This is a genomic window from Cellulomonas sp. GTC20042, from assembly GCF_055389595.1.
Window position 1 is genome coordinate 2,824,926 of sequence record NZ_AP043678.1, and the last position, 25,272, is coordinate 2,850,197.

Here is a 25,272-nt window from a genome sequence, read left to right on the forward strand (position 1 = left end):
TGGCGATCCCGCCGCGCCGAGCCCTGCGCCGTCCAGCGGCACCGGGAGCAGTCGTCCGCCCGGTCGCGCGACCCGGCGGACGACGCGGTCAGGACTGGCCGGTCTCCGCGCGCCAGCCGCTGTGCCGACGGGCCGCGACCCACGCGGCGACCTGGGTGCGGCGCTGGAGGCCCATCTTGGACAGCAGCGACGTGATGTGGTTCTTCACGGTCTTCTCCGCGACGCCCAGACGCTCGGCGATCTCGCGGTTGGACAGGCCGTCGCCGATCAGGTCGAGCACCTTGAGCTCGCTCGGCGTGAGGTTCTCGGTGGGGTCCTCGTGGCCGGCGCGGCGGCGGGTGACCGTGCGCTCGTCCAGCAGGGTCCGGCCGGAGGCGACGGCACGGATCACGTCGGTGATCTCCGCGCCGCGCACGCTCTTGAGCAGGTAGGCGGCGGCCCCGGCGTCCAGGGCGGCGGCCAGCGCGTCGTCGTCGTCGAAGGACGTCAGCACGATCGCGCGCGCCGAGGGCAGCGTCTGGCGCACCTGGGTCATCAGGTCGATCCCGGTGCCGTCGGGCAGCTGCAGGTCCACCAGCAGCACCTGCGGGTGCACCAGGCTGGCCCGGCGGACGCCGTCGGCGACGGAGCCGGCCTCGGCGACGACCTTCATGCCGTCGGCGCGCTCCACCACCTCCGCGATGCCGCGCCGCACGACCTCGTGGTCGTCGACGATCATGACGGAGATCGGACCCGAGCGGGCCGGCGGGGGGGCGCTGTTCGAGGCGGTCACCCCGGCATCGTATCGATCACCGGGCAGGACCTGTGCGCGGCGCTCCGAGCGAGGTGTGACCGGAGCCGTGCCGCGCACTGATCAGGCAGGGCTCACCCGCCCCTGCCTGGCGCGCCGACCGACGGTGCGGGAACCTCCTGCCATGATTACGGTGCTGCTGCCCACGACGATCCCGCTGTCCCCCGCCCTGCCCGACGGCGTGCGCACGCAGCTCTACGAGGTCGACCGGCCGCTGCCCGACGATCTCACCGAGGCCGAGGCGCTGGTCGTCTGGGGCAACCCGACCGCGCAGCTCGCGGACGCCGCACGCCGGATGGGCCGGCTGCGCTGGGTGCAGACCCTCGCCGCCGGGCCGGACGCGGTGCTCGGTGCCGGCTTCGCCCCGCACGTCCAGGTGACGTCCGGGCGCGGCCTGCACGACGGCCCGGTGGCCGAGCACACCCTGGCGCTGGTGCTCGCGGTGGCCCGTCGGCTGCCCGACCTGGTCCGGGCGCAGCAGGAGCACCGCTGGGCGGAGGACCTCGGCGGGCTCCAGCCCGACCACACCGTCGCGCACGCCCGGCAGTTCCGCAGCCTGTCCGGCGCGCGCGTGCTGATCTGGGGCTTCGGGTCCATCGCAGCACGGCTGGCCCCGCTGCTGACGGTGCTCGGCGCCCAGGTGATCGGCGTGGCCTCGCGGGCGGGCGAGCGGTCCGGGTACCCGGTGATCGCGGCGCAGGACGTCGGCGAGGCGCTGCCCGGCACGGATCTGCTGATCGGCGTGCTGCCGGCCACCCCCGCCACCCGGAACGCCCTGGACGCCACCGTCTTCGCCCAGCTGCCCCCGCACGCCTGGGTGGTGAACGTCGGACGCGGCGCGACCCTGGACGAGGCGGCGCTGCTGGCCGCGATCCGGGAGGGCGGGATCGCCGGTGCGGCGCTGGACGTGTTCGCCACCGAGCCGCTGCCCGCCGACTCCCCGCTGTGGGACGAGCCCCGGGTGCTGATCAGCCCGCACGCCGCCGGCGGACGCCCCGTGGGCGCCGACCTGCTGCTGTCGGACAACATCGCGGCGTTCGTCCGGGAGGAGCCGCTGCGCAACCTCGTGCGGCGCTGAGCCGCGCGGCAGGCCGACCGGTGCGGCGCTGAGCCGCGCGGCAGGCCGACCGGTGCGGCGCTGAGCCGCGCGGCAGGCCGACCGGTGCGGCGCTGAGCCGCGCGGCAGGCCGACCGGTGCGGCGCTGAGCCGCGCGGCAGGCCGACCGGTGCGGCGGCAGCGGCCGCGCGGTCGGCCGACCCGTGCGGCGGTAGCCCCGCGGGGGCCCTACGCCGCCGCGGGCGCCGGCTGGCAGCGCGGGCAGACGTGGCTCGACCGGTTCATGAACGACTCGCGCACCACCGGCGCCCCGCAGCGCGGGCACGGCTCCCCCGTCTGCCCGTACACGGCCAGCGAGCGGTCGAAGTACCCCGAGGCGCCGTTCACGTTCACGTACAGCGCGTCGAAGCTGGTGCCGCCCTGGCGCAGCGCCGCGCGCATCACCCCGGCGGTGCCCTCGAGCACCCGCAGCGCCGTCGCCTGGTCCAGGTCGGCGGTCGCCGCGCGCGGGTGCACCCGGGCACGCCACAGCCCCTCGTCGGCGTAGATGTTGCCCACCCCCGACACCAGCGTCTGGTCGAGCAGCGCGCGCTTGACCGCCGTGCGGCGTCGGCGCATCGTCCGGGCCACCGTGTCCAGGTCCAGCGCCGGGTCCAGCAGGTCGCGGCCGATGTGCGCGGCGGGCTCGGGCAGCACGGACAGCGCCGATCCGGCACCGCCCGGTCCGCCGTCGTGCGTGGGCACCAGGTCGACCACGGCGACGTGCCCGAACGTCCGCTGGTCCACGAAGTCGAGGGAGCCGCCGTCGTCCAGCAGCAGCCGCACGCGCAGGTGCGGGTGCGCGCTCCCGGTGGTGACGTCCGAGGCGGTGCCGCGCACCAGCAGCTGGCCGCTCATGCCGAGGTGCACCAGCACGGCCTCGTCCGGGGTGTGGCCGGCGGCGTCCAGCGGCAGCCAGAGGTACTTGCCCCGGCGCACGGCGGCGACCAGCGTGCGACCGGTCAGCCGGCCGGCGAGGTCCTCGGGGCCGGCGAGGTGACGGCGCACCGAGTACGTGCGACGGACCTCGACGGCCCGCACGGCGCGGCCGACGACATGACGCTCGAGGCCGTCACGGACGGTCTCGACCTCGGGCAGCTCGGGCACGACGGCGCTCCGGTGACGGTCGGGAGGGTGCGGCGGTCGCTCAGCCGAGCGGGGCCGACGGCGCGGCGTCGACGGGGGCCGCGTCCTGGAGGTTCTGGTAGGCCAGCGCGGCGGCGCGCTGCTCGGCGAGCTTCTTCGCGCTGCCGGTGCCGGAGCCGCGCACCTCGCCGGCCACGACGACGTCGGCGGTGAAGGTGCGTGCGTGGTCCGGGCCGTCGCTGGACACCTGGTACGTCGGGGCGCCGAGGCCGAGGCTCGCGGTCAGCTCCTGCAGGCTGGTCTTCCAGTCCAGGCCGGCGCCCAGGTCCGCCGCGGCGGTGAGGGTCGGACCGACCATCCGGAGCACGACCTCGCGGGACGTCTCCAGCCCGTGCGAGAGGTACACCGCGCCGAACAGCGCCTCCAGGGTGTCGGACAGGATCGAGTCCTTGTCCGCGCCTCCGGTGGCGAGCTCCCCCTTGCCGAGCAGCGTGTACGAGCCGAGGTCGAGCGTCCGTGCCACCTCGGCCAGCGCGCGCTGCGAGACGGTGGCCGCCCGCATCTTGGCGAGCTCACCCTCGGACTGCGTCGGGTGGCTGCGGTACAGCTCCTCGGTGACGACGATCCCCAGCACCGTGTCGCCCAGGAACTCCAGGCGCTCGTTGGTGGGGATGCCGCCCGCCTCGTGGGCGAAGGACCGGTGGGTGAGTGCCAGCACGAGAAGCTCGGGGTCCAGGTGGACCCCGAGCTTCTCGGCGAGCTGTGCTGCTGCGGTGCTCATGCGTTCACTGCGGAGCGCGCGTGCTGCGCGGGGACTCGCGTCCCGGGGCGGCACGGCGCGGGCGGCGCGTCGGTCAGCCGGCGTGCTCGGTGCGCAGGGCCTCGGCGTAGCGGCGGCCGTTGTAGGCACCGCAGGAGGGGCACGCCTGGTGCGGACGGGTCAGCTCCTTGCACTGCGGGCAGGTGCTGGTCGTCGTGGCAGTGGTCTTCCACTGCGACCGACGCGCACGGGTGTTGCTGCGCGACATCTTGCGCTTCGGAACAGCCACGGCTAGCTCTCTTTCGTCTCGTCAAGCGTGCTCTGCAGACCACCGAGGGCGGCCCACCGAGGATCAAGGGTCTCATGCGAATGCGTCGGGTCGTCCGCCAGGTGCGCTCCGCAGAGGGAGCACAGCCCGGGGCAGTCGTCCCGGCACAACGGTTGGAACGGTAGCGCAGTCACGACCGCGTCCCGCACCACGGGCTCGATGTCGGCCAGGTCGCCGTCGAGCTCGGGCAGGTCCTCCTCGTCGTCACCGTTCTCCGCGGCGACCTCGGCACGACCCGGGTAGACGAACAGCTCCTGCAGCGAGACGTCGACGTCGTCGACGATCTCGTCCAGGCAGCGCCCGCACTCCCCGACCGCCCGGGCACGCACGGTGCCGGTGACCAGGACCCCCTCCACGACGGCCGAGAGCTGGAGGTCCAGCTCGACGTCCGCCCCGGTGGGGATGCCGATCATCTCGTTCCCGAGATCCCCCGGGGACGCGACCGTGCGCTGCACCCGACGCGTCGATCCCGGACGTCGGCCGAGCTCGAGGGTGTCGAGCACGAACGGCGAGCGGGGATCGAGGTGAGTCGCGCGCTCCACGGTCCACGTTCCTGTCATGAGGGGTCTCGGTCCGCACGACGACCGGCAGGACCAACGGTCGATGGTACGGCACACCAGGGCCGTCGCCCAAACCGTCGGGCGGTCGCTCAGTCGGCCGGCGCGTCCAGCCGCCCGGCGAGCTTGGCCCGCCCGGCCTGCACCTGGCTCAGCACCTTGCCCAGGTCGATCTCGAAGTCGGCCAGCCGGCGGTCGCAGTAGTCGTCCGCGTCGTGCCGCATCACCCGGGCCTGCTCCTCGGCGTCCCGCACGATCTGCGCCGCGCGCTCCTGCGCCTGCGCGACCACGGACTCCTGCTCCACCAGGGCGGCCGCCCGGCGGCGAGCGTCGGCAAGGATCTCCTCGGCGTCGGCACGGGCCCGCGAGCGCGCCTCGTCCGCCTCGGCGAGCACCTGGTCGGCGCGGCCGAGCTGCGAGGGCAGGGCGGCGCGCGCCTGGTCGACCAGGTCCAGCAGCTCGGCGCGGCTCACCAGCACCGAGGAGGACATCGGCATCGCGCGGGCGGCACCGATCGCCTCGGCCAGCGCGTCCAGCACGCCGGTCAGGCCCTCGGGACGGTCGTCGTGGCTCATCGCGTGCTCCTCTCCTCCGCCAGCGCGGCGTGCACCGCGGCGGCGATCCCCGGCGGCACCAGGTCGTCGATCGGGCCGCCGTGCCGCGCCACGTCCTTGACCAGCGAGGACGCCACGTGGGACAGCGCGGGGTCGCCGACGACGAACACGGTCTCCACCCCGGACAGGTGCCGGTTCATCAGCGCCATCGGCAGCTCGCCGTCGAAGTCGGCCCCGCCGCGCAGCCCCTTGACCACCATCGTGGCGCCCAGGTCGCGCAGCTGGTCGGCCAGCAGCCCCTGGGAGGTGGCGACCCGCACGCCGGGCAGGTCCGCCACGGCGTCCTCGATCAGCGCGACCCGGGTCTGCGGCGCCAGCAGCGGCCGCTTCGCGGAGTTGTGCGCGACCAGGACGACCACCTCGTCCGCGAGCCGCGAGGCGCGGCGCACGACGTCCAGGTGGCCGAGCGTGAAGGGGTCGAACGAGCCGGGGCACACCGCGAGAACCACAGCGACAAACTACCCCGGGTGCGCGCGGGCAGCCCGGAGCGGGGGCCGCGCGGCGTGGGCGGGCCGCGTCAGGCGGGCGCGGGGTCGGCGCCGGTCGCGGCGTCGGGGTCCGGCTCGGCGAGGTGGACCGCGGTCTCCCCGTAGGTCCGGGTGTCGAAGCCGACCAGGCCGGCGGGCCACACCGGGGCGGGCGTGCGGGTGGACCGCTCGACCAGCACCACCGCGCCCGGCGCCAGGGCGGGCACCAGCGCGGTCAGCACCACGTCGAGGGCGGCGTCGTCCAGGTCGTAGGGCGGGTCCAGCAGCACCAGGTCCCAGCCGGTCGCCACCGGGCGCGCGACGAAGCGCTCGACCTTGTCGTGCACGACCTCGACGGTGCCGCGCAGCCCGAGCGCGCCGACGTTCTTCCGGCAGATCTCGGCGGCCACCCGGGCGCCCTCGACCAGCACCACGTGCGCGGCACCCCGGCTGGCGGCCTCCAGCCCGAGCGCGCCCGATCCGGCGTAGGCGTCCAGCACCCGCGCGTCCTGCACCACGCCGAGGTGGTCGAGCCGGGAGAACAGCGCCTCGCGCACCCGCTCGCTGGTCGGCCGGGTGCCCGACGGCGGCACCGCGAGGGTGCGCCCGCCGACGGTGCCCGCGACGATCCGGGTCACCGCTTGCCCGCCCCGGTGCCCAGGGCGGCCTGCTGGTCCTGCGCCTCGGACAGCCGGTCCATCATCGTCTTGGTGGAGGTGCTGGACCCGACCAGCAGCGCGATCACCGAGAACACCGCCTGCACCACCAGCAGCGTCGGGCTGACCGTGCCGAGCGCCACTGCGATCACCACCGGGATCAGGCCGAGCACCGCGACGTCCGGCCCGCGCGAGAGCACCGCCGCCACCCCGCCGGGCAGCGCACCCATCGGGGTCGCGACCAGCGGGCCCTCCCAGTTCGGCGACGGGCGGTAGGCGGCGCGCAGGGCGGCACCGGCCCACACCGGGGTCGAGACCAGCCCGAGGGCCAGCCACATCAGCGGGTCGCCCTCCCAGCGGCCGATCGCGGCGTAGGCCACCACCGACCACGCCAGCATCGCGACGCCGGGCACGATCAGGCGCACCCGCCGCACGTCCTTCGCCGACATCGGCAGCAGCCGGTCCACGATCGGTGCCATCTCGGCGCGCCGGGCGCCCTCCGAGGTGGCGAGCATGCCCACGTAGCCGCTGACCAGCACGGCGATGCCGACGCCCAGGGCTCCGGCGAGCTGCGGGGTGATCACCACGACCACCGGCACCAGCGCCGACACCACGAGCTGCACCACGTGCCGGGGCGAGCGCAGCAGCACGGTCAGGTCGGCGACCACGATCGCGGACACCGGCCCGCGCACGGTGCGCATCCGGCGGGCCCGGCGACGGCGCGGCTTCGAGGCGCTGTCGGTCAGCGCGCGACCCAGCTCGCGGGAGTCCAGCGACACCAGGGCGCCGCTGGCCTGGGTGGCGACGGAGCCACCCTCGCGCAGGTCGCGCCCGCGGATCCGCCCGAGCCGGCGGTCCAGCAGCACGCCGGTGCCGGCCACCAGCACGGCCAGCAGCACGATCAGCCACCACGGCACGTCGGGCAGCGCCGAGACCCGCCAGCCCGCGAGCGCCGCGACCAGCGCGAGCACCGGGGCCGCCGCGATCACCAGGTCGCCGATCAGCGCCGTGACGCCGCGCCGCACCTGCCGGGTCTGCGCGAGCCCGGCCAGCAGCACCAGGGCGCCGGACACCAGGGCGGTGGTCAGCCCGAGCCGCAGCACGTGGCCGAACCCGTGATCGGCGAGCAGCCCGCCGTCGAGCAGCGCGACCACCAGGCCGGCGACCAGACCGCAGACGATCGGCAGCCGCAGCAGGGCGGGGCGCAGCAGCCCGCGCCGGTCCACCGGCAGGCCGAGCCACCAGGTCGCCTCCGCGCCCTCGGCGCCCACCGGCCCGAGCCGCGCGGCCAGCGAGAGCACCACGCCGGCGACGACCACCGCGCACACGGCGACCACCGTCGGCAGGCTGATCCCGCTGCCGAGCGCCCGGTCCGGCACGTGCGGCAACGTCTCGCGCAGCTGTCCGGCGACCCCCAGGGCCACGCCGAGACCGATCGCGGTGGTGATCACCGCGTAGTACACGTCGCCCAGCACCCCGCCGAGGCCGGCGCCGGAGCGACCGCGCGCGACGGCGGCGGTGTAGCGGCGGATCGACCGGGCGCCCGGCACGGGCGTGCTGCCCTCGCCGGTCGGCACCGCGATCGGCGGCGCGTCGTCCCAGCCGAGGGCGGTCGCCGGCTCGGTCTCGGTCGGGTCCGGCAGGAAGTCGCTGTCCGGCAGGTCCTCGACCGGGGCGGGCACGGGGCGCGCGGGGGCGGCGGCGGCCTCGGGCGACGGGGTCGCGGGGGTGCCCGGGGTGCCGGAGGTACCCGAGCCACCCGGAGCGGCGGCGCGCGGACGGCGGCGGCTCACAGCACGCCCGGGCGCAGCGCCTCGACCGCGTCGGACACGCTGAGCAGCCGGGAGACGTCGTCCGCCACCAGCACCGCGCGGTCGGCGACCACGCGCAGCAGGTCCGGGTCGTGGGTGGCCAGCAGCACGGAGCCGCCGGCACGCTTCTCGGCGACCAGACGCTCGGCGAGCTGGTCGCGCATCGCGACGTCCAGCCGCTGCTCCGGCTCGTCCAGCACCAGCAGCGAGCGCGGGCGCACCAGGCCGGCGGCGAGCAGCAGGCGGCGGCGCTGCCCGGAGGAGAGCGCCACCGGCAGGGCGGTGGCGTGGTCGGTCAGGCCGAACTCCTCCAGCAGCTCGGACACCAGCGTGTCGGCACCCTGCACCCCGTGCCCGCGGGCGGTGAGGTACAGGTGCTCGGCCACGGTGAGCGCCGGGAAGTAGGCGTCGTCGTCCAGCACGCTCGACACGCGGGTGCGGAAGCCGACCTCGCGCTCGTCCACCGCTCGGCCGAGCACCTCGACGCGCCCGCCGACCGGCTCCAGCAGGCCCAGCACCGCGCGCAGGACGGTGGACTTGCCCGATCCGTTGGCCCCGACCAGCGCGACCGCGCGTCCGGGCGGGAGGGTGAAGGACACGGGAGCGCACACCGGCTCCCCTCCGTACCCGACGAGCAGGTCGACGGCACGGATCACGGGGGTCTTCGACACGGGGGGAAGCGTACGCGTCACGGCTGGGGCGCCTGCGCGGGACCTGGGTCCCGCCCGGATCGGCACAGCGACCTGGGTCCCGCGGACCGGCACGGCGACCTGGGTCCCTCCGGACCGCCCCGCGTCAGGCGCGGTCGAGGAACTCCACGCGCTCCCCGGTGAGCATCGACTCGATCGCCGCGCCGAGGTGCGGGTGCGTCAGCAGCTCGGGGTCCACCTCGACCACGGCGCGTGCGGCCTGCCGGGCCTGCTCGATCACCTCGACGTCCCGGGTGACCCGCAGCAGCCGCAGCGAGGAGGACCGTCCGGACTGCGCGGCGCCGAGCACGTCGCCCTCGCGGCGCAGCTCCAGGTCCACGGTGGCGAGCGCGAAGCCGTCCCGGGTCTCGGCGAGGGTGGCCAGCCGGGTGGCGGCGGGGGTGCCCTCGGGGGCGGTGGCGACCAGCAGGCAGACGCCGGGGCGGGCGCCACGGCCGATCCGTCCGCGCAGCTGGTGCAGCTGGGACACGCCGAACCGGTCCGCGTCGAGCACCACCATGGCGGTGGCCTCCGGCACGTCCACGCCGACCTCGACGACGGTGGTGGACACCAGCACCGGCACCGTCCCGGCGGCGAAGTCGGCGAGCGCGCGCTCCTTCTCCTCCGGCGACATCCGCCCGTGCAGGATGCCGACCGGCACCCCGGCCAGCGCGGCGGAGGCCCGCAGCTCCTCGGCGACCTCGAGCACCGCACGCAGCGGCGGGCGGGCCGGGGCGGCGGCACCGGCGGCGGGGTCGAGCAGCAGCGCGGGGTCCTCGGTGACCAGGTCGGCACCGTCGGCGCCGTCGACCCCCTCGCCCTTGGCGCGTCGGGAGGCGGGCGCCTCGGGGTCGTCGGGGTCGATCCGGGGGCAGACCACGTAGGCGCGGCCGCCGCCGGCCACCTCCTCGCGGACCCGCTGCCAGGTGCGCTCCATCCAGGACGGCCGGTCGGCGGGGACCACGTGCGTCACCACGTCGGCGCGCCCGGCGGGCACCTCGCGCAGCACGGAGGTCTCCAGGTCGCCGAAGACGGTCATCGCCACGGTGCGCGGGATCGGGGTCGCGGTCATCACCAGCAGGTGCGGCACCCCGTCGGCCTTGGCGCGCAGGGCGTCGCGCTGCTCGACGCCGAACCGGTGCTGCTCGTCCACGACCACCAGGCCGAGGTCCGCGAACTGCACGGTGCCGGACAGCAGCGCGTGGGTGCCCACCACGATCCCGGCCGAGCCGCCGGCCGCCTCGCCGAGCGCCCGGCGCCGGGCCGCCGACCCCTGGGAACCGGTGAGCAGCACCACGCGGGTGGCGCGGTCGTCGCCGCCGAGCATCCCCGCCTCGCCGAGGTCGCCGAGCAGGGTGCGCAGGGTGCGCTCGTGCTGGGCGGCCAGCACCTCCGTCGGCGCGAGCAGGGCCGCCTGCCCCCCGGCGTCGACTACCTGGAGCATGGCGCGCAGCGCGACGACGGTCTTGCCGGAGCCGACCTCGCCCTGGAGCAGGCGCTGCATCGGCACGTCCCCGGCGATCTCGGTGGCGATCTCCGCGCCGACCGTGCGCTGGCCGTCGGTGAGCGTGAACGGCAGCCGGGCGTCGAAGGCCTCCAGCAGCCCGCCGGTGCGCGGGGGCCGGGCGGTGGCGGCCTGCCGGGCGGTCCGGGCGCGGCGGCGGGCGATCTCCGCCTGGAGCACGAACGCCTCCTCGAAGCGCAGCCGGTGCCGTCCGCGCCGCCAGTCCTCGTCGGTGAACGGCTCGTGCACGTCGGACAGCGACTGGCGCAGCGAGCGCATCCGGCGCTCCGTGCGCACGTCGGCGGGCAGCGGGTCTGGCAGGTCGTCCTCGGTCAGCGTGCCGAGCACGGTGCGCACGCAGGTCGCGATCCGCCAGCTCGGCGCGGAGGCGGACGCCGGGTAGATCGGCACCGGGCGCGCCATCTCGATCACCGCGCTCGCCTCGTCGGCGACGTCCACGCCGAAGATCGAGTAGTCCGGGTGCGCGAGCTGCGCCTGGCCCCGGTACTCGGAGACCACGCCGGAGAACATCCCGGTCTCCCCCGGCGTCAGGCGGTGCTCGTGCGTGCGCAGCGCGCCGGCGTGCTTGGCGAAGAAGGTCAGGTGCAGGTCGGTGCGGCCGTCGGTGACGACCACCTGGAGGATCGTGCCGCCGCGCGAGCGCATGGTGCGGGCGGTGGCGCTGCGCACCTGCGCGATCACCGTGACGTGCTCCCCCGGCTCCAGCGCCGCCAGGTCGGTGAGCTCGCCCCGGTCGAGGTACCGGCGCGGGTAGTGCCGCAGCAGGTCGCCGACGGTCGCGATGCCCATCTTCGCCAGGGCGGCGGCGGTGCGCTGACCCAGCTCGCGGTCCAGCGGGGTCGCCAGCCGCGGGCCCGGTCGGACCACGGCGTCGTCGGGCACGGTCACGCGTCCTCCCGGTCGCTCGTCACCAGGTCGACCACCGCGCCCGGGGCGGCGGCGTCCAGCGCCTCGACCCGGGCCTCGTGCGCGCCGGCGTCCCGCAGCAGGGCGAGCACCGGCGCGGGGTCCGTGGTGTGCACGTGCGCGTGCCGCACCGGTCCTCCGTCGGCGTCCACCCCCGCGACCACCGCCACCGCGTCGCCGAGCCCGTGCAGCCGGTCGGCGAGGTCGGGCAGCGCGGAGCCGGGCAGCACCGCCATCACCTCGACGGTGCCGGGGGTGATCGGGACGCCGCAGGCGCGGCCGTCGGTCGGGCACGGGGCGGCGGGCAGCCAGTCCAGGTCGACCTGCGGGGCGTCGGCGGGCGCGAGCGCCACCGCGAGGGCGTCCAGCACCACGATCAGCGCGCAGGCCCCGGAGTCCACCACCCGCGCCTCGCGCAGCACGGGGTGCGCGGCGCTGACCCGGTCCAGGGCACCGCGACCGACGTCCAGGGCGGCGGCGAGCTCGGCGGCGGGCGTCGCACCGCCCGACCGGGCCGCGTCGGCGACCACGGCCGCCATCGTGAGCATCGTGCCGTCCTGCGGGTCGGGCACGGCCTCGCGCGCCCCCGCGGCCGCTGCGGCGAGCGCCGTCGGCAGGTCGGCCCCGTCGCGCGCCGCACCCGCCAGCGCCCCCAGGTACCGGCTGAGGATGATCCCGGAGCTGCCGCGCGCCGCGAGCAGCGCCCCCCGGGCCAGCGCCGCCAGGGCCGCGTCGGCACCGGAGCCCTCCGGCAGCGCGTCCAGGGCGTCGGCGGCCCCGCGCACGGTGAGCAGGGTGTTGGTGCCGGTGTCGGCGTCGGCCACCGGGAAGACGTTCACCGCGTCGATCCGCTCGCGCGCCGCGTCCAGCGCCCGCTGGGCGCCGTGGGCCCAGGCGCGCACGACCGGCTCGTCCAGCAGTCCCCCAGTCACGTGCTGCGCTGTCCTTCCGTCGTCCCGGTCCTCGCCCTTACTCTGCCCCACGTCGAGGACATCCCCGTCCCGGACCGCCGTCGCCGACGGACCGCTCGGGGCTCGGGGGCTCGTCGGGCGCAGGTCGCAGCACCGCGGTTTGGGTCGGACGGGGCTCGTGGGCTAGTCTTGCCCGGTTGCCTGGGCCTCGCTCGGGCTCGGAGGTGTGCTCGTGCGGTCCCTGGACCGCCACCGAGGACCCCCGGAAACCACACGACTTGTCGTCCGGTCCTCGGGCGGCGCGCATCACTGATCAGGAGAAGACCGTGGCTGCCAACTGCGACGTCTGCGCCAAGGGCCCGAGCTTCGGGCACAGCATCTCGCACTCGCACGTGCGCACCAAGCGCCGCTGGAACCCGAACATCCAGCGCGTGCGCGTGGTGGTCGCCGGCACCCCGAAGCGCCTCAACGTCTGCACCTCGTGCCTCAAGGCCGGCAAGGTGCAGCGCGCGATCTGAGCGCCTGACGCACATCGTCGAAGGCCCGCACGGGAGGAACCGTGCGGGCCTTTGTGCTGCCCGCGCACAGGTCGCCCGGAAGGGCTGTGCCCGCCGGATCCGTGTGGCAGGGTGACGGCATGACGGAGCAACGGCGCGAGCACACCGTCCGGCCTGCCGAGCCCGCCGACGCGGCGGGGATCGCGGCGGTCCACGTGCGGTCCTGGCAGCAGGCCTACGCAGGCCTGCTGCCAGAGCGCGTGCTGGCGTCCCTCGACGTGGAGCGGCGGACCGCGGAGTGGCAGACCGCGCTCGGCCCGCACAGCCACCTGCAGGCGTGGGTCGCCACCATCGGCGACGACGTCGTGGGCTTCGTGTCGATGGGCCCCGCGCAGGACGAGGACGCCGACCGCAGGACGCTCCAGATCTACGCGATCTACCTGGACGCCGGGATGTGGGGGCAGGGAGCCGCGCGCGAGCTGCTGCGCACCGCCCTCGCCGAGGTGCCGCCACGCACGCCGGTCACGCTGTGGGTGTTCGCCGAGAACGAGCGCGCCCGGCACTTCTACCGCCGGCACGGGTTCCAGCCCGACGGCACCGAGCGCACGCAGGACTACGACGACACCTCACTGCTCGAGGTCCGCTACCGCCGGGGCTGATCCCACCGCAGCGGTACCCGGATCAGCGGTGGAAGTGGTCCCAGCCGAGCCCGTCCAACACCTCGGCCGCCGGCCGCCCGTCCACCCGCACACCCGGGCCGTCGCCGTGCAGCACCCGGCCGATCGCCCGGAACCCCGCCGGAACCGCCCCCGGCGGGAAGGTCGCCAGCATGCCGTGGTCCTCACCCCCGGTGAGCACCCACGCCAGCGGGTCGGCGCCCAGCCCCTGCGCCGCCCCGGCGACCGCCGCCAGGTCCTCCGCGAGCGCCGCCCGGTCCACGTCGATCCCGACCCCGCTCGCCCGTGCGAGGCGCCCGGCGTCCCGCAGCAGCCCGTCCGAGACGTCGAGCATGGCGGTCGCACCGGCGGCGGCTGCCACCGGACCGGCGGCCAGCGGCGGCTGCGGACGGCGGTAGACCGCCACAGCGGCGGGATCGACCTCCGGGGTGCCGGCGTCGAGCAGGGCCAGCCCGGCGGCGGACCGCCCGAGCGTGCCGGCCAGCGCGAGCACGTCCCCGGGGCGGGCACCGTCCCGACGCACCGGGTCGTGCCCGTCGAGGTCGCCGTGCACGGTCACCGCCACCACGATCACCGGCCCGCCGGACAGGTCGCCGCCCACCACCCCGGCGCTGGCGGCACCGCACGCCTCCCCGAGCCCGCGTGCCAGCCCTTCCACCCAGGTCACCGGCACGTCGCCGGGAACGACCAGCGAGACCACCAGGGCGGTCGGGCGGGCGCCCATCGCGGCGACGTCGGCGAGGTTCTGCGCGGCGGCGCGGTGGCCGACGTCCTCGCCGGTGGACCAGGCGCGGCGGAAGTGCCGGTCCTCGACCAGCACGTCGGTGGAGACCACGAACCGCCCGTCCGGCGCGGCCACCACGGCGGCGTCGTCACCGGGGCCGAGCAGGGTGCCGGCGCCGAGCGGCAGGTGCGGGAAGATCCGCGCCAGCAGCTCCTCCTCGGCGAGGTCGGCGACGACGGGGATGGGTGAGGGGTCGATCACGTCCGCCACGCTAGCCGTCCGCGCCGGGTTACCGTGACCGGGTGACCCGCTCCCCCGTCGTCGCGCGCCGCCGCGCCCTCGCGCTCACGGCCCTGCTGGTCGGGGCGCCCGTGCTGGCGGGCTGCTCCTCGGCGGTGACCGTGGCGGTCGCCCCGCACGCCACCGACCCGCTGTGCGCGAGCGTGGTGCTGGCCCTGCCGGACACCCTGGCGGACCTGGAGCGGTCGCGGACCACCAGCCAGGCGACGGCGGCGTGGGGCTCCGGCGCGGACGCGGTGACGCTGCGCTGCGGCGTGGAGCCGCCCGGGCCGACCACCGAGCAGTGCGTGACCGTGGAGACCCCCGCGGGGCCGACGGTGGACTGGCTGGTGATCGCCGACGCCGAGACCGCCGACGGCGCGACCCCCACCGCGGCGGCGACCCCGGGCGAGGCCCCGACCACCGGCGCGGACGCCGACTGGACCTTCGTCACCTACGGGCGCGACCCCGCGGTCGAGGTGCACGTGCCCGCGGCCGTGGTCGCCGAGCGGTCCGCGTCGTTCCTGGACGCGCTGGGTGTCGCGGTCTCCCGCGTGGAGGCGACCCGCTCCTGCCTGTGACGCCCCGGGCCGGCGCGGCTCAGCGCAGGCCGGTGGGGCGCTCCAGCGCGAGCCGCAGCAGCTCGTCCAGCAGCTCGGCGTAGCTCAGCCCGCTCTGCTGCCACATGCGCGGGTACATCGAGAACGGCGTGAAGCCGGGCATGGTGTTGATCTCGTTCACCACGACCTCGCCCTCCGGCGTGACGAACACGTCCACGCGGGCCAGCCCCTCGCAGTCCACCGCCTCGAAGGTCCGCACCGCGGCGTCCTGCACGGCTGCGATCACGTCGGCGGGCAGGTCGGCCGGGCAGGTCAGCTCGACGGCGGACTCGTCCAGGTACTTGGCCTCGAAGTCGTAGAACCCGTGCGAGGCGTCGGTCACCACGATCTCGCCGGGCAGCGAGGCGCGCGCCCGGGCACCGCCCCGGCCGCCGAGCACCGCGCACTCGATCTCCCGGCCGACGATCCCGGCCTCCACGACCACCTTGGGGTCGTGCTCCTGGGCGGTGGCCACGGCGGCGTCCAGGTCGGCCAGGTCGGTGACCCGGGTGATCCCGATGCTCGACCCGGCGCGGGCCGGCTTGACGAACAGCGGCAGCCCCAGCGCCTCGATCCGGGCGCGCACGCCGTCGCGGTCCACCGCCAGGTCGTCGCCGCGCAGGGTGACGAACGGGCCGACCGGCAGCCCCGCCCCGGCGAGCACCACCTTCATGAAGTGCTTGTCCATGCCGACCGCCGAGGCGAGCACCCCGGCGCCGACGTAGCGCACGTCCGCCAGCTCGAGCATCCCCTGCAGGGTGCCGTCCTCGCCGAAGGGGCCGTGCAGCAGCGGCAGCACCACGTCCACCGTGCCGAGGTCGGCGGCGGGGAGCCCGGGCTCGATCACCCGCAGCTCGCGCGAGCCGGCCTCCTGCGGCAGCAGCACCTGCTCGTCGGCCGCCGTCACCTCGGGCAGCCGCCCGTCCACGATCGACCAGCGGTCCGGGTCGTCGGCGACGCGCACCCACCGGCCCTGCGGGGTGATCCCGATCGGCAGCACGTCGTACCGCTCGCGGTCCACCGCGCGCAGCACGGCACCGGCGGTGGCGCAGGAGATCGCGTGCTCGCCGGACCGGCCGCCGAACAGCACGAGGACCCGGGCGCGCCCGGCGGGACCGGTGGACGGGTGGACGGGCTGGGGCTGGGGCTGCGGCGTCGTGGACATCGGGCAGGAGCCTACCGAGCCGGGGTGTGGGACGGTGGCGTCCCACACCGACCGGTGTGGTTACCCTGCGCGCATGAGCGACGACCTCACCGGACTGCACCCCGCGACCGTGGCGGTGGCCGCCGGTCGTCCCGCCCGCGTGCAGGGCGCCCCCGTCAACCCCCCGGTGGTGCTCTCCTCGACCTACGTCTCCCAGGGCGTCCCGCAGCCCGGCGAGATGATGTACGCCCGCGGCGACACCGAGACGTGGGGGCCGTTCGAGCAGGCCCTCGGCGCGCTGGAGGGCTCGACCCGCCCCGCGCTGGTCTACGGCTCCGGCATGGCCGCCATCGCGGCGGCGCTGTCCCTGGTGCCGCACGGCGGCCGGCTGGTGCTCCCCCGGCACGCCTACCAGGTGACCCTCGGCTACGCCCGCGACCTCGCCGAGCGCTCCGACGTCGAGGTCGCCCAGGTGGACGTCGCCGACACCGCCGCCGTCACCGCCGCCCTCGACCCCGCGGCCTCCCCGACCGGGCGCGCGACGTCCCTGCTCTGGCTGGAGTCCCCCACCAACCCGATGCTGGAGGTGGCCGACCTGCCCGCGCTGGTCGCCGCCGGCCACGCCGCCGGGGCGCTGGTCGCGGTGGACAACACCTTCGCCACGCCCCTGGTGCAGCGCCCGCTCGCGGTCGGCGCCGACGTGGTCGTGCACTCGGTCACCAAGTACCTGGCCGGCCACTCCGACGTGGTGCTCGGCGCGACCCTCGCCGACGACGCCGACCTGCACGCGCGGATGCACACCTACCGCACCGTGCACGGGGCCATCGCCGGCCCGTTCGAGGTCTACCTCGCGCTGCGCGGCCTGCGCACCCTCGCCCTGCGCGTGGAGCGCGCCCAGCGCAGCGCCCTGGACCTCGCGCAGCGCCTCGCCGCCCACCCCGGCGTGGTCGAGGTGCGCCACCCCGGCCTGCCCGGCGACCCCGGCCACGAGCGCGCCGCCGCCCAGATGGCGGGCTTCGGCTCGATCATCGGGCTGCGCCCCGCCGGCGGTGCGGCCGGTGCCGACGCCGTGGTCGCCGCGCTGCGGCTCTGGGTGCCCGCCACCAGCCTCGGCGGCGTGGAGTCCAGCATCGAGCGCCGGCGGCGGTTCGCCACCGAGTCGCCCACCGTGCCGGAGGACCTGCTGCGGCTCTCGGTGGGGATCGAGGACGTCGAGGACCTCTGGCGGGACCTGGACCAGGCGCTGCGCGGGTGATCGAGCCCGGCGCGCCGCGCGGCCGGGCGGATCCGGCGCGCCGCCCGACCCGGCGGATCCCGCTCAGTCGAGCGTGGTGTACGTGACCGAGCCGTCCGGGCCGATCTCGACCCGGGTCCGCGGGCACAACGGCTCGTCGACGGTCGCGAGCGCCGTCCCCGTCGCGGTCTCCACCACGAAGCCCGTGCCGGTGCACCCGTCCAGCGCGATGAGCACCGAGGCGCCCGCGTCGACCCCGGCGCTGTGCGGACCGTCGGGCTCCTCGCGTCGCAGCACCACGTCCTGGTCCGACCGGTTGACGACCTCGGCCTCCGCCGGGGCGCGGTCGAGCAGCCCGCACCCGCCGATCCCCACCAGCACCACGGCCATCTGCGCCACGACCACCGGTGCTCCGCGCACGCTCGTTCCCCCGGGTCCGCGGCGCCCCGGCACGGGTGCACGATGCGGGAACGGTAGCGCCGACGGGACGGCGCCGGCGGCCGGAACGGCGGCGGTCACCCGATCGACGCGTGGTGCGATCGGGCTGCGTGCACGACGCGACGGCTCAGCGCCCACGGCCGGTGTCCAGCGCAGCGACCCGCAGCGCGACCGACCAGCCGAGCAACGGAGCGAGCACCGCACCCACCCACCACAGGACGAGGTCACGCAGGTAAGGGGCCGCGACGCCGTCGACGGTGAGATCTCGCGAGACCAGGGCCGTGACCCAGAGCATCGCGAGCAGCGCGGGCAACCACACCGCGAGCGCGACCTCGGTGGTCAGCAGCAGGCGCAGCATCCCCCGCGGCATCGCCAGCAGCCGATACACCGCGAGCTCCTGGCGCCGGGACCACGACGTCACCCCGACGGCCAGTGCGACCACGACACCTCCGAGCAGTGCCGCCCACTGGCTCGTCCGGTGCGCGAGCGCCGACCGTGCGTCGGTGGTGAACGTGCCGACCGCCAGCTCCGGCCGGACCCGGAGGTCCTGCCCGGGGAACCATCCGGCGAGCGCCGCGGCGACGGCGACCTCCTGACCGGGATCGGCGCGCACCAGGCACTCCGCGACCGTGCCGGACGCGGGGACCGTGACGAGCACGGCGGCGTCGTAGGCCTCTCGCATCGCGCCGGACGACGCCACCGTGACAGCATCCGCCTGCGCGGCGACGCCGGAGTCGATGTCGCTCCAGGCCATCGCCGAGCCCTCGGTGAGCCCGAGGGTGGCTGCCAGGTCGCGACCGATCACCACGGACTCCCGGCCGGTCGGACCGCCACCGTCGTGGACGACCCGGATGAAGCCCGGCGTGACCTCCAGGATCGAGATCGTCGTGCCGGGGTCGGTGCTCGGGTGGGCACGTCGCACCCCAGACACCGCACCCGCGGACACCACCCCCGCGATCTGGCGGGCCGCCTCGCACCGGGCTGCCGGAACGCCGCCGGCCCCACCCTGACCGGCAGGGGTGACGGAGAGCGTCGTCAGCCCGGCGGCCACCTGGGCCCGCCACACCCCGCGCGCGGACCGCACCTCCGACATCGCGAACAGGCTGACAGCGGCGCCGAGCGTGACCGCGAGCAGAACCGTGAGCGCGGTGGCGACCGGTCGCGCCCGCAGGTTGCGCATGCCTTCCCGCAGGACCTCGACACGAGAGAAGCCGGCGGCCGGGCTCACCCGAGCAGCCTCAGACTCGTGTCGGCCCGCGCCGCGACGTGGGGGTCGTGCGTCGACACGATCACGGTCGTCCCGCTCTCCGCCGCAGTCAGCAGCGCGTCGACCACGGTCCGACGGTTCTCCTCGTCCAGCGACGCCGTGGGCTCGTCCGCGAGCACGATCGATGCCTGGTTCGCCAGCGCCCGCATGATCGTCACACGCTGCCGTTCGCCTCCGGACAGGTGGTAGGTGCGCTGCCCGGCCAGCGAGGACATCCCGAACCGCTCCATGAGGTCGGCAGCTCGCGAGCGCGAGCGGGCCGCCGACCACCCGATCGCCAGACCACCGAGCGCGATGTTGTCGAGCGCGGTCCGCGCCGGTAGCACCATCGGGTTCTGGGGGATGTGCGCGATCCGCCGGCCGGCCGTCCCCGCGACGGTGCCGCCGACAACGCGCTGACTGCCTGCGACCACGGCGAGAAGCGTCGACTTGCCCGCACCGGAGGGGCCGAGCACCGCCGACACCGAGGCGTCCGCGAAGGAGCACGACAGCGCGTCCAGCACGACCCGGTCACCGAAGGCCACGGTGATGTCGGTCAGGACGACCGGCACGGCTGCTCCGTCGAGGGTCCGGGCACGCGGACGCTCAGCCCTGCGAGGTCACCGACCACCACCACCGAGGCGGCATCACCCGAAGCCACGACCTCCACCTCCCGCTCCGCGGGCAGGCCGTCGCCTCGCGCACAGACGACCGTCATCCCCTCGACCGAGACCGCCAGCGCTGCTGCCGGCACCCCCGACCACCCGTCGGCACCCCGCGCGTGCAGGACCACCGGGAGGCTCGTCCCCTGCCCAGGAACCAGCCCGGAGATGATCCCGAGCCCGTCCTCGGCGAGCCGGTCACGTTCCGGCGCCAACGCGAGGGGCAGGTCTCCGTGACGCACCTCCTCGTCCGGACGCACGACGAGCAGGTCGATCGGCTCCCGAGCCGCGTGCTGATCGTCGTCGGCACCGAGGTCGACGACCGCGCTGCCCGCCGGCATGACGTAGGCGGCGGCGAGCCGTTCACGCTGCGCGGCAACCTCAGCGCCGGCAGCAGGTGCCGGTGCACCGACCTGCATCGGGACCGTGGCGACCACCACCTGCGTCGCGGGCAGGTAGACCACCCATCCGGGGTCGAAGACGGCGAGGTCACCCGCCCCGAGCGCGCCGGCGAGCGCCCGGATCCCCCGTTCTGTCGCCCGATCGGCCACCTCGCCCGGCGTCTGCTCGATCGCGGTCACGGAGGCGAGGAGGGTCTTGAGCCACGCCACGTCGGCACCCCGGTCGCCGCGCTGCACGGGCCGGTAGAACGCACCCGGGGCGTGCCAGGCGATCCGACGCACGCCGTCGATCGTCGCGACGTCGTCACCCGCAGCCAGGGTCGCACCGGGAGCGACGGCGACCGACTGCACGGTCCCCGTCCACGCGGGTGCGAGCACCGCTGGACCTGGCTCCCAACGCAACGAGAGGGTGGCGTGGCGGACGGTCTCCGCCGCCGGGGCCACCGGGACCCAGGCCGGTTCGTGCTCGACCTCGGACGCCCGCAGGTTCGCCTGCACGACGAGCAGCGCCGCGCACACCGGCAGCCCCACCCAGAGCGCGAGCCCGACGGCACCGGCGGGGCGCGCCCACCGGTGCCGTCCGACCGACCCGCTCACAGACCGAAGCCCATGACCGGGAAACGTTCCGGGTCGCCCGAGGAGCACACGTCGACCACCGCCGTCAGGCGGGCCTGATCCTCCGTCCCGAGCGGCACCAGGTCCTCGAAGCTGCGCTCGGTGCCGGTGATCTCCCAGCCCTGCGCGACCAGGCACTCCTGGATCATCGTCATCAGGCCCGGGTCCATCACGTCCTCGTTGACGAAGTCCCAGCCGACCGCCAGGTAGTGCAGCTCCTTGCGCAGGCAGTCGTCGGCCTCGCGGCCCGCGGTCACGCCGTAGAGCGGGTACCACCCGTCGACAGGGTTCGTGCCCTCGTCCCAGTACTCCAGCCCGTGCTCCGCGAAGCAGGCGAACAGCCGCTCCTTGGCCTGGCGGATCTCCTCGTGACTGATCTGCCCGTCTTCCAGCGCCGCCAGCTGCGCCGCGGAGGCATGGCCCTCGGCATCCCCGACGACGTCCGCGAAGGACTGCGGCGATCCGCCGACGATCCCACCGGCACCGCATGCCACCAGGACCGTGCCGAGCGCGAGGACGAGGAGCCCGGTGCGCAGCCGCCCTCTCACGAGTGCCTCGTGAACCAGCCGAGGTGGTGGTACCCGCCGGACGTCGCGGCGCCGTAGCGCTGCACGTGCGAGTAGCGGTCGGCGCCCGGCTGACGAGCGACCTCTGCCTGGTAGATCCGGAGCCCCGCGGAGACCGTGCACCACGCACCGTCCTCGGTCGTGGTGGCGTGGCTGTAGCCGTTGGAGTAGTACGACCGCCACGCCCAGCCCCCGCCGCACGCGCCACCGATGGCGTTCCCGGTCCCGAACGCGGCGGCCGGCACGATCGACGCCGCCACCAGCATGACCACAGCAGACGCGGTCCCGACGATCCTTGTCGCTCTCATGAGCGTGCTCCTCGCTGAACATGTGCCGCCTCGGTCAGCGGTCCGTCATCCAGGAGTAGCCAGGGCCACAGCACCGCTGCGCGCGAACCTGTGTGTTTTCCGTGGTCGCGCTGACCAGCGCACCCGCCGAGGAGACCGGAGAAGACGATCCGGCCAGGGACCGAGGTCCCTGATCACTGCGTCTGCCCGTCCGCCACCGCCCCGCCGGACCCGGCGCCCGGGCGACGAGGAGCCCGGGCGCCGGGTGCTCAGCCGCCCGTGACGGTGAACGTCGCCCGCAGCAGGTCCGTCGACCGCGAGGACCGCCCGACCCGCAGCTCGAACGCGCCGGGCTCGACCACCCGCCGGCCGCGGGCGTCCACGATCGTGCAGTCCGCCACCGGCACGGCGATCTCGACCTCGGCGTGCTCACCGGGGGCGAGCAGCACCTGGCGGTAGGCCTTGAGCTCCTGCTCGGCCCAGGACACCGAGGTCACGCGGTCGCTGACGTAGGCCTGCACGGTCTCGCGCACGGGCCGGTCGCCGGTGTTGCGCAGGGTGACGGTGGCGCGCACGACGTCGTCCGGCCCCACCTCGGCGGCGGCGAGGCGCAGGTCGGCGTAGGTGACCGTGGAGTACGACAGCCCCTCGCCGAACACGAAGGCCGGTCGCTGGGTGAGGTCGGCGTAGCGGTCGCCGTGCTGGCCGCGCACCTGGTTGTAGTACGTGGGCTGCTGGCCGACGTGCCGGGCGAAGGACAGCGGCAGGCGCCCCTCCGGCTCGATCAGCCCGAGCAGCAGCTCGGCGACCGCGCGGCCGCCCTGCATGCCGGGGCTGGCGGCCCAGACCAGCGCGGCGGCGTCCAGCGCGGAGCCCGGCAGCACCAGCGGCTTGGACGCGAGCAGCACCACGACGAGCGGCGTGCCGGTGGCCGCGAGCGCGTCGAGCAGGGCCGCCTGCCCGCCGACCAGCTCGAGGGTGGCGGTGGACCGGCCCTCGCCGACCAGCTCGATCCGGTCGCCGACCACGGCGACCACCACGTCGGCCCGGCGCGCGGCGGCGACGGCCTCGGCGATCTGCTGCTCGTCCGGGACCGCCGGCACCACCACCGGCGGGCGGGGCTGCCCGTCGGGGAAGGTGGCGCCCTCCGGGTCGGGCTCGAGGGTGAGGATCTCCGCGCCGGGGGTGTGCTCGACCTCCCAGCCGGCCGGCACGGCGGCGCGCAGGCCGTCGAGGACGGTGGTGATCATGTCCCGCGGCTGGCCGTCGGGCAGCCAGTCGGCCTGCCCGGAGGAGCCCGCCCAGTCGCCGAGCTGGGTCTGCGCGTCGTCGGCGAGCGGGCCGACCACCGCGATCCGGCGCAGCGGCGCAGGACCCGCGGGCACCGCGCGACCGTCCGGCCCCGCGACCGCACCGGGGTCGAGCAGCGGCAGCACGCCCTGGTTGCGCAGCAGCACCAGCGAGCGCCGGGCCACGTCGAGGTTGAGGGCGGCGTGCTCCGGTGCGGCGATCACCGCGGCCTGCACGGCCGGGTCGGGGCGGCGCGGGTCCTCGAACAGGCCGAGCCGGAACTTCAGCGCGAGGATCCGGGACACCGCGGGGTCGAGGTCGGCCTCGGTGAGCATCCCCTGCTCGATCGCCTGCAACGCGCCCTCGAAGAACAACGGCGTCGTCATGATCACGTCGTTGCCGGCCTTCACCGCGGCCGCGGCGGCGTGGGCGTGGTCCGGCTGCACCTGCTGCTCCCAGACCATCCGCCCGACGTTGTCCCAGTCGGTGACCAGGGTGCCGGTGTAGCCCCACTCGCCGCGCAGCACCTCGTCGAGCAGCCAGGAGTTCACCGTGATCGGCACGCCGTCGGTGGTCTGGTAGCCGAGCATGAAGGAGGCGCAGCCCTCGCGGGCGACCCGCTCGAAGGGCGGCAGGAACCAGGAGCGCAGCTTGCGCGGCGACAGGTCGGCCTCGGAGGCGTCCCGCCCGCCCTGCGTCTCGGAGTACCCGGCGAAGTGCTTGGCGGTGGCGAGCAGGGCGGTGCGGTCGCCCAGCCCGTCGCCCTGGTAGCCGCGCACCATGGCGGAGGCGAGCTCGCCGATCAGGAACGGGTCCTCGCCGAAGGTCTCGTCCACCCGGCCCCAGCGCAGGTCACGCGTGATGCAGAGCACCGGGCTGAACGTCCAGTGCGTGCCGGTGGCGGCAGCCTCCACGGCGGTGGCCCGGGCGACCCGTTCCACCAGCGCCGGGTCCCAGGTGGCGGCCATGCCGAGCTGGGTGGGGAAGATCGTGGCCCCGACCCAGAACGAGTGGCCGTGGATGCAGTCCTCGCCGATCAGCAGCGGGATCCGCAGCCGGGTGCGGTCGACGGCGGCGTGCGCCTGGGCGAGCTTCTCGGGCGAGGCGTGCAGCAGCGAGCCGGTCAGGCGGCGCAGCACGTGGTCGTCCACGTCGTCCCGGGCGTCGAGCTGGAGCATCTGCCCGACCTTCTCCTCGACCGTCATCCGGCCGAGCAGGTCGCGCACCCGCTCCTCGACGGGCAGCGCGGGGTCGAGGTAGCCGGCGACGGCGGCATCGGTACGAACGGTCACGAGGGGTCCTCCGGGGTGGGGCGGGACGGCTGGTCGGTGTGCGGGGCGGGATCGGGCGGATCACCCGGTCCGGCCGCGGCCGCGCCCGCACCGTCGGACCCCGCACCACCCGGGCGCGCCACCGCGCGCACCACGGTCGGCCCGCCGGCACGCAGCCCCTTCTTGCGCAGCGCGCGGGCGCGCTCCCCCGCCGACCGCAGCCGCGGGTTGACGTACTCGTCGATGCCGAAGTTGATCAACGAGAGTGCGGTGCCGAGCAGGGCGATGCACAGGCCCGCGGGCACGTACCACCACCAGAAGTCCGGGAACGCGCCGTTCTGCTGGGCCCAGTACAGGATCGTGCCCCAGTTGAGGTTGGTGATCGGGATGACGCCGATGAACGCCAGCGTGGTCAGCCCGAGCACGGCGGCGGTCACGGTGCCGACGAAGGACGAGGCGATGATCGCGGTGAGGTTCGGCAGCATCTCCACCGCGATGATCCGGTGCAGCGGCTCGCCGTTGGCCCGCGCCGCCTGCACGAAGTCCCGGTTGCGCAGCGACATGGTCTGCGCGCGCAGCACGCGCCCGCCCCACGCCCAGCCGGTGATCGCCAGCACCGCGGAGACCAGCAGCAGGCTCGGGTTGTCGTACTGCGAGGCCACGATGATCATCAGCGGCAGCGCCGGCAGCACCAGGAACACGTTGGTCAGCGCGGACAGCGACTCGCTCTTCCACCCACTGAGGTAGCCGGCGGTGACGCCGACCGCGACCGCGATCAGGGTGGCGATCACCCCGGCGGACAGCCCGACCACGAGCACCCCGCGGGTGCCGTAGACGATCTGGCTGAACACGTCCTCGCCCATGTGGGTGGTGCCGAGCCAGTGCGCGCCGGAGGGCGGCTGGCGCAGCGCGTCGAAGTCCTTGTCCAGCGGGCCGTAGGGGGCGATCAGGTCGCCGAAGACGGCCAGCAGCACGAAGAAGCCGAGGATCGCCAGGCCGGTCAGCGACTTGCCGTTGCGGAACATCGCGAAGCCGCGACCGAGCCGGGCGCCGAGGCCCTGCCCGCCCGACGTGCTCGGCGGGTTCGGCGCCGGGCCGCCTGCCTGGTCGGCGGGGGCCGTGGCGGTGGTGGTGGGGACGGTCATC

The 25,272-nt window shown here is 75.7% G+C and carries 27 protein-coding genes; 5 read left to right on the forward strand and 22 right to left on the reverse strand.

The window, feature by feature from the left end:
- Positions 1-88: 88 nt before the first annotated feature.
- On the reverse strand, positions 89-718 hold the full coding sequence (locus tag ACZ5HG_RS13115; RefSeq protein ID WP_464176951.1) for a response regulator: 630 nt from the start codon (positions 716-718) through the stop codon (positions 89-91).
- A 196-nt stretch (positions 719-914) separates the two neighbouring features.
- On the opposite strand from ACZ5HG_RS13115, the gene ACZ5HG_RS13120 reads away from it, so the two are divergent.
- Positions 915-1,868, forward strand: coding sequence for a phosphoglycerate dehydrogenase (locus ACZ5HG_RS13120; RefSeq protein WP_464176953.1), 954 nt, complete (start codon positions 915-917; stop codon positions 1,866-1,868).
- A 207-nt stretch (positions 1,869-2,075) separates the two neighbouring features.
- Here the strand turns inward: ACZ5HG_RS13120 and mutM are convergent, their stop codons facing one another.
- The 11 genes from mutM to ACZ5HG_RS13175 all read right to left on the reverse strand — a co-directional run bounded on the left by mutM (position 2,076) and on the right by ACZ5HG_RS13175 (position 12,217).
- Entirely contained in the window at positions 2,076-2,993 is a 918-nt protein-coding gene (gene mutM / locus ACZ5HG_RS13125) for a bifunctional DNA-formamidopyrimidine glycosylase/DNA-(apurinic or apyrimidinic site) lyase (protein WP_464176955.1), read from the reverse strand.
- A 40-nt stretch (positions 2,994-3,033) separates the two neighbouring features.
- The gene (gene rnc / locus ACZ5HG_RS13130) at positions 3,034-3,753 is read right to left on the reverse strand and encodes a ribonuclease III (RefSeq protein ID WP_464176957.1); all 720 of its coding nucleotides are present in this window, start codon (positions 3,751-3,753) and stop codon (positions 3,034-3,036) included.
- A 73-nt stretch (positions 3,754-3,826) separates the two neighbouring features.
- Positions 3,827-4,021: a 50S ribosomal protein L32 gene (gene rpmF / locus ACZ5HG_RS13135; protein ID WP_464176959.1), complete on the reverse strand. Its 195-nt coding sequence runs from the start codon at positions 4,019-4,021 to the stop codon at positions 3,827-3,829.
- A 2-nt stretch (positions 4,022-4,023) separates the two neighbouring features.
- Positions 4,024-4,602: a YceD family protein gene (locus tag ACZ5HG_RS13140; RefSeq protein ID WP_464176961.1), complete on the reverse strand. Its 579-nt coding sequence runs from the start codon at positions 4,600-4,602 to the stop codon at positions 4,024-4,026.
- 107 nt (positions 4,603-4,709) lie between these two features.
- Positions 4,710-5,192 carry a hypothetical protein gene (locus tag ACZ5HG_RS13145; protein WP_464176963.1) on the reverse strand — a complete coding sequence of 161 codons (483 nt, stop codon included), beginning with the start codon at positions 5,190-5,192 and terminating at the stop codon, positions 4,710-4,712.
- Positions 5,189-5,680 (reverse strand): pantetheine-phosphate adenylyltransferase, encoded by a 492-nt coding sequence (gene coaD, locus ACZ5HG_RS13150; RefSeq protein WP_464176965.1) that lies wholly within the window; start codon positions 5,678-5,680, stop codon positions 5,189-5,191. The genes ACZ5HG_RS13145 and coaD overlap by 4 nt, the downstream gene beginning before the upstream one ends.
- A 68-nt stretch (positions 5,681-5,748) precedes the next feature.
- On the reverse strand, positions 5,749-6,336 hold the full coding sequence (rsmD, locus tag ACZ5HG_RS13155) for a 16S rRNA (guanine(966)-N(2))-methyltransferase RsmD (protein ID WP_464176967.1): 588 nt from the start codon (positions 6,334-6,336) through the stop codon (positions 5,749-5,751).
- Positions 6,333-8,147 (reverse strand): DUF6297 family protein, encoded by a 1,815-nt coding sequence (locus ACZ5HG_RS13160; protein WP_464176969.1) that lies wholly within the window; start codon positions 8,145-8,147, stop codon positions 6,333-6,335. Before ACZ5HG_RS13160 ends, rsmD begins: the two co-directional genes overlap by 4 nt.
- Positions 8,144-8,836: an ABC transporter ATP-binding protein gene (locus ACZ5HG_RS13165; protein WP_464176971.1), complete on the reverse strand. Its 693-nt coding sequence runs from the start codon at positions 8,834-8,836 to the stop codon at positions 8,144-8,146. The genes ACZ5HG_RS13160 and ACZ5HG_RS13165 overlap by 4 nt, the downstream gene beginning before the upstream one ends.
- Positions 8,837-8,960: 124 nt before the next feature.
- Positions 8,961-11,267, reverse strand: a complete 2,307-nt coding sequence (locus tag ACZ5HG_RS13170; RefSeq protein ID WP_464176973.1) for an ATP-dependent DNA helicase RecG — start codon at positions 11,265-11,267, stop codon at positions 8,961-8,963.
- Entirely contained in the window at positions 11,264-12,217 is a 954-nt protein-coding gene (locus ACZ5HG_RS13175; RefSeq protein ID WP_464176975.1) for a DAK2 domain-containing protein, read from the reverse strand. The genes ACZ5HG_RS13170 and ACZ5HG_RS13175 overlap by 4 nt, the downstream gene beginning before the upstream one ends.
- A 305-nt stretch (positions 12,218-12,522) precedes the next feature.
- Between ACZ5HG_RS13175 and rpmB the strand changes: the two genes are divergently transcribed.
- Positions 12,523-12,714 carry a 50S ribosomal protein L28 gene (gene rpmB, locus ACZ5HG_RS13180; RefSeq protein WP_464176977.1) on the forward strand — a complete coding sequence of 64 codons (192 nt, stop codon included), beginning with the start codon at positions 12,523-12,525 and terminating at the stop codon, positions 12,712-12,714.
- Positions 12,715-12,833: 119 nt separating this feature from the next.
- The gene (locus ACZ5HG_RS13185; protein ID WP_464176979.1) at positions 12,834-13,352 is read left to right on the forward strand and encodes an N-acetyltransferase family protein; all 519 of its coding nucleotides are present in this window, start codon (positions 12,834-12,836) and stop codon (positions 13,350-13,352) included.
- A gap of 22 nt (positions 13,353-13,374) precedes the next feature.
- On the opposite strand, the gene ACZ5HG_RS13190 is transcribed toward ACZ5HG_RS13185, so the two are convergent.
- Positions 13,375-14,355: a thiamine-phosphate kinase gene (locus ACZ5HG_RS13190; protein WP_464176981.1), complete on the reverse strand. Its 981-nt coding sequence runs from the start codon at positions 14,353-14,355 to the stop codon at positions 13,375-13,377.
- A 41-nt stretch (positions 14,356-14,396) separates the two neighbouring features.
- Here ACZ5HG_RS13190 and ACZ5HG_RS13195 point away from each other — a divergent pair, with 41 nt between their 5' ends.
- Positions 14,397-14,954 (forward strand): DUF3515 family protein, encoded by a 558-nt coding sequence (locus ACZ5HG_RS13195; RefSeq protein ID WP_464176983.1) that lies wholly within the window; start codon positions 14,397-14,399, stop codon positions 14,952-14,954.
- A 19-nt stretch (positions 14,955-14,973) separates the two neighbouring features.
- Here the strand turns inward: ACZ5HG_RS13195 and ACZ5HG_RS13200 are convergent, their stop codons facing one another.
- On the reverse strand, positions 14,974-16,137 hold the full coding sequence (locus ACZ5HG_RS13200) for a D-alanine--D-alanine ligase family protein (protein WP_464176985.1): 1,164 nt from the start codon (positions 16,135-16,137) through the stop codon (positions 14,974-14,976).
- Between the two features lie 73 nt (positions 16,138-16,210).
- On the opposite strand from ACZ5HG_RS13200, the gene ACZ5HG_RS13205 reads away from it, so the two are divergent.
- On the forward strand, positions 16,211-17,371 hold the full coding sequence (locus ACZ5HG_RS13205) for a trans-sulfuration enzyme family protein (RefSeq protein ID WP_464176987.1): 1,161 nt from the start codon (positions 16,211-16,213) through the stop codon (positions 17,369-17,371).
- A 63-nt stretch (positions 17,372-17,434) separates the two neighbouring features.
- Here ACZ5HG_RS13205 and ACZ5HG_RS13210 read toward each other — a convergent pair whose 3' ends face one another.
- The 8 genes from ACZ5HG_RS13210 to ACZ5HG_RS13245 form a co-directional block, all read right to left on the reverse strand.
- Positions 17,435-17,770, reverse strand: coding sequence for a hypothetical protein (locus ACZ5HG_RS13210; RefSeq protein ID WP_464176989.1), 336 nt, complete (start codon positions 17,768-17,770; stop codon positions 17,435-17,437).
- A 145-nt stretch (positions 17,771-17,915) separates the two neighbouring features.
- Complete coding sequence (locus ACZ5HG_RS13215; protein ID WP_464176991.1) at positions 17,916-19,016, reverse strand: hypothetical protein; 1,101 nt, start codon at positions 19,014-19,016, stop codon at positions 17,916-17,918.
- A complete protein-coding gene (locus ACZ5HG_RS13220; RefSeq protein WP_464176993.1) occupies positions 19,013-19,606 on the reverse strand; it encodes an ABC transporter ATP-binding protein in 594 nt (197 codons plus the stop codon). Before ACZ5HG_RS13220 ends, ACZ5HG_RS13215 begins: the two co-directional genes overlap by 4 nt.
- Entirely contained in the window at positions 19,591-20,742 is a 1,152-nt protein-coding gene (locus tag ACZ5HG_RS13225) for a hypothetical protein (protein ID WP_464176995.1), read from the reverse strand. The genes ACZ5HG_RS13220 and ACZ5HG_RS13225 overlap by 16 nt, the downstream gene beginning before the upstream one ends.
- A complete protein-coding gene (locus ACZ5HG_RS13230; RefSeq protein ID WP_464176997.1) occupies positions 20,691-21,260 on the reverse strand; it encodes a hypothetical protein in 570 nt (189 codons plus the stop codon). The genes ACZ5HG_RS13225 and ACZ5HG_RS13230 overlap by 52 nt, the downstream gene beginning before the upstream one ends.
- Positions 21,257-21,586 (reverse strand): hypothetical protein, encoded by a 330-nt coding sequence (locus tag ACZ5HG_RS13235; RefSeq protein WP_464176999.1) that lies wholly within the window; start codon positions 21,584-21,586, stop codon positions 21,257-21,259. Before ACZ5HG_RS13235 ends, ACZ5HG_RS13230 begins: the two co-directional genes overlap by 4 nt.
- Before the next feature lie 248 nt (positions 21,587-21,834).
- Positions 21,835-24,147 carry an exo-beta-d-1,3/1,6-glucosidase gene (locus ACZ5HG_RS13240; RefSeq protein ID WP_464177001.1) on the reverse strand — a complete coding sequence of 771 codons (2,313 nt, stop codon included), beginning with the start codon at positions 24,145-24,147 and terminating at the stop codon, positions 21,835-21,837.
- Complete coding sequence (locus ACZ5HG_RS13245; RefSeq protein ID WP_464177003.1) at positions 24,144-25,271, reverse strand: ABC transporter permease; 1,128 nt, start codon at positions 25,269-25,271, stop codon at positions 24,144-24,146. Before ACZ5HG_RS13245 ends, ACZ5HG_RS13240 begins: the two co-directional genes overlap by 4 nt.
- Position 25,272: the final 1 nt, after the last annotated feature.

What these genes read in the sequence shown, in the direction of transcription:
- ACZ5HG_RS13115 (WP_464176951.1), bottom strand. Translation starts at nt 718, where the DNA reads ATGATCGTCGACGACCACGAGGTCGTGCGGCGCGGCATCGCGGAGGTG.
- ACZ5HG_RS13120 (WP_464176953.1), top strand. Translation starts at nt 915, where the DNA reads ATGATTACGGTGCTGCTGCCCACGACGATCCCGCTGTCCCCCGCCCTG.
- rnc (WP_464176957.1), bottom strand. Translation starts at nt 3,753, where the DNA reads ATGAGCACCGCAGCAGCACAGCTCGCCGAGAAGCTCGGGGTCCACCTG.
- ACZ5HG_RS13145 (WP_464176963.1), bottom strand. Translation starts at nt 5,192, where the DNA reads ATGAGCCACGACGACCGTCCCGAGGGCCTGACCGGCGTGCTGGACGCG.
- ACZ5HG_RS13185 (WP_464176979.1), top strand. Translation starts at nt 12,834, where the DNA reads ATGACGGAGCAACGGCGCGAGCACACCGTCCGGCCTGCCGAGCCCGCC.
- ACZ5HG_RS13200 (WP_464176985.1), bottom strand. Translation starts at nt 16,137, where the DNA reads ATGTCCACGACGCCGCAGCCCCAGCCCCAGCCCGTCCACCCGTCCACC.
- ACZ5HG_RS13205 (WP_464176987.1), top strand. Translation starts at nt 16,211, where the DNA reads ATGAGCGACGACCTCACCGGACTGCACCCCGCGACCGTGGCGGTGGCC.
- ACZ5HG_RS13235 (WP_464176999.1), bottom strand. Translation starts at nt 21,586, where the DNA reads ATGAGAGCGACAAGGATCGTCGGGACCGCGTCTGCTGTGGTCATGCTG.
- ACZ5HG_RS13245 (WP_464177003.1), bottom strand. Translation starts at nt 25,271, where the DNA reads ATGACCGTCCCCACCACCACCGCCACGGCCCCCGCCGACCAGGCAGGC.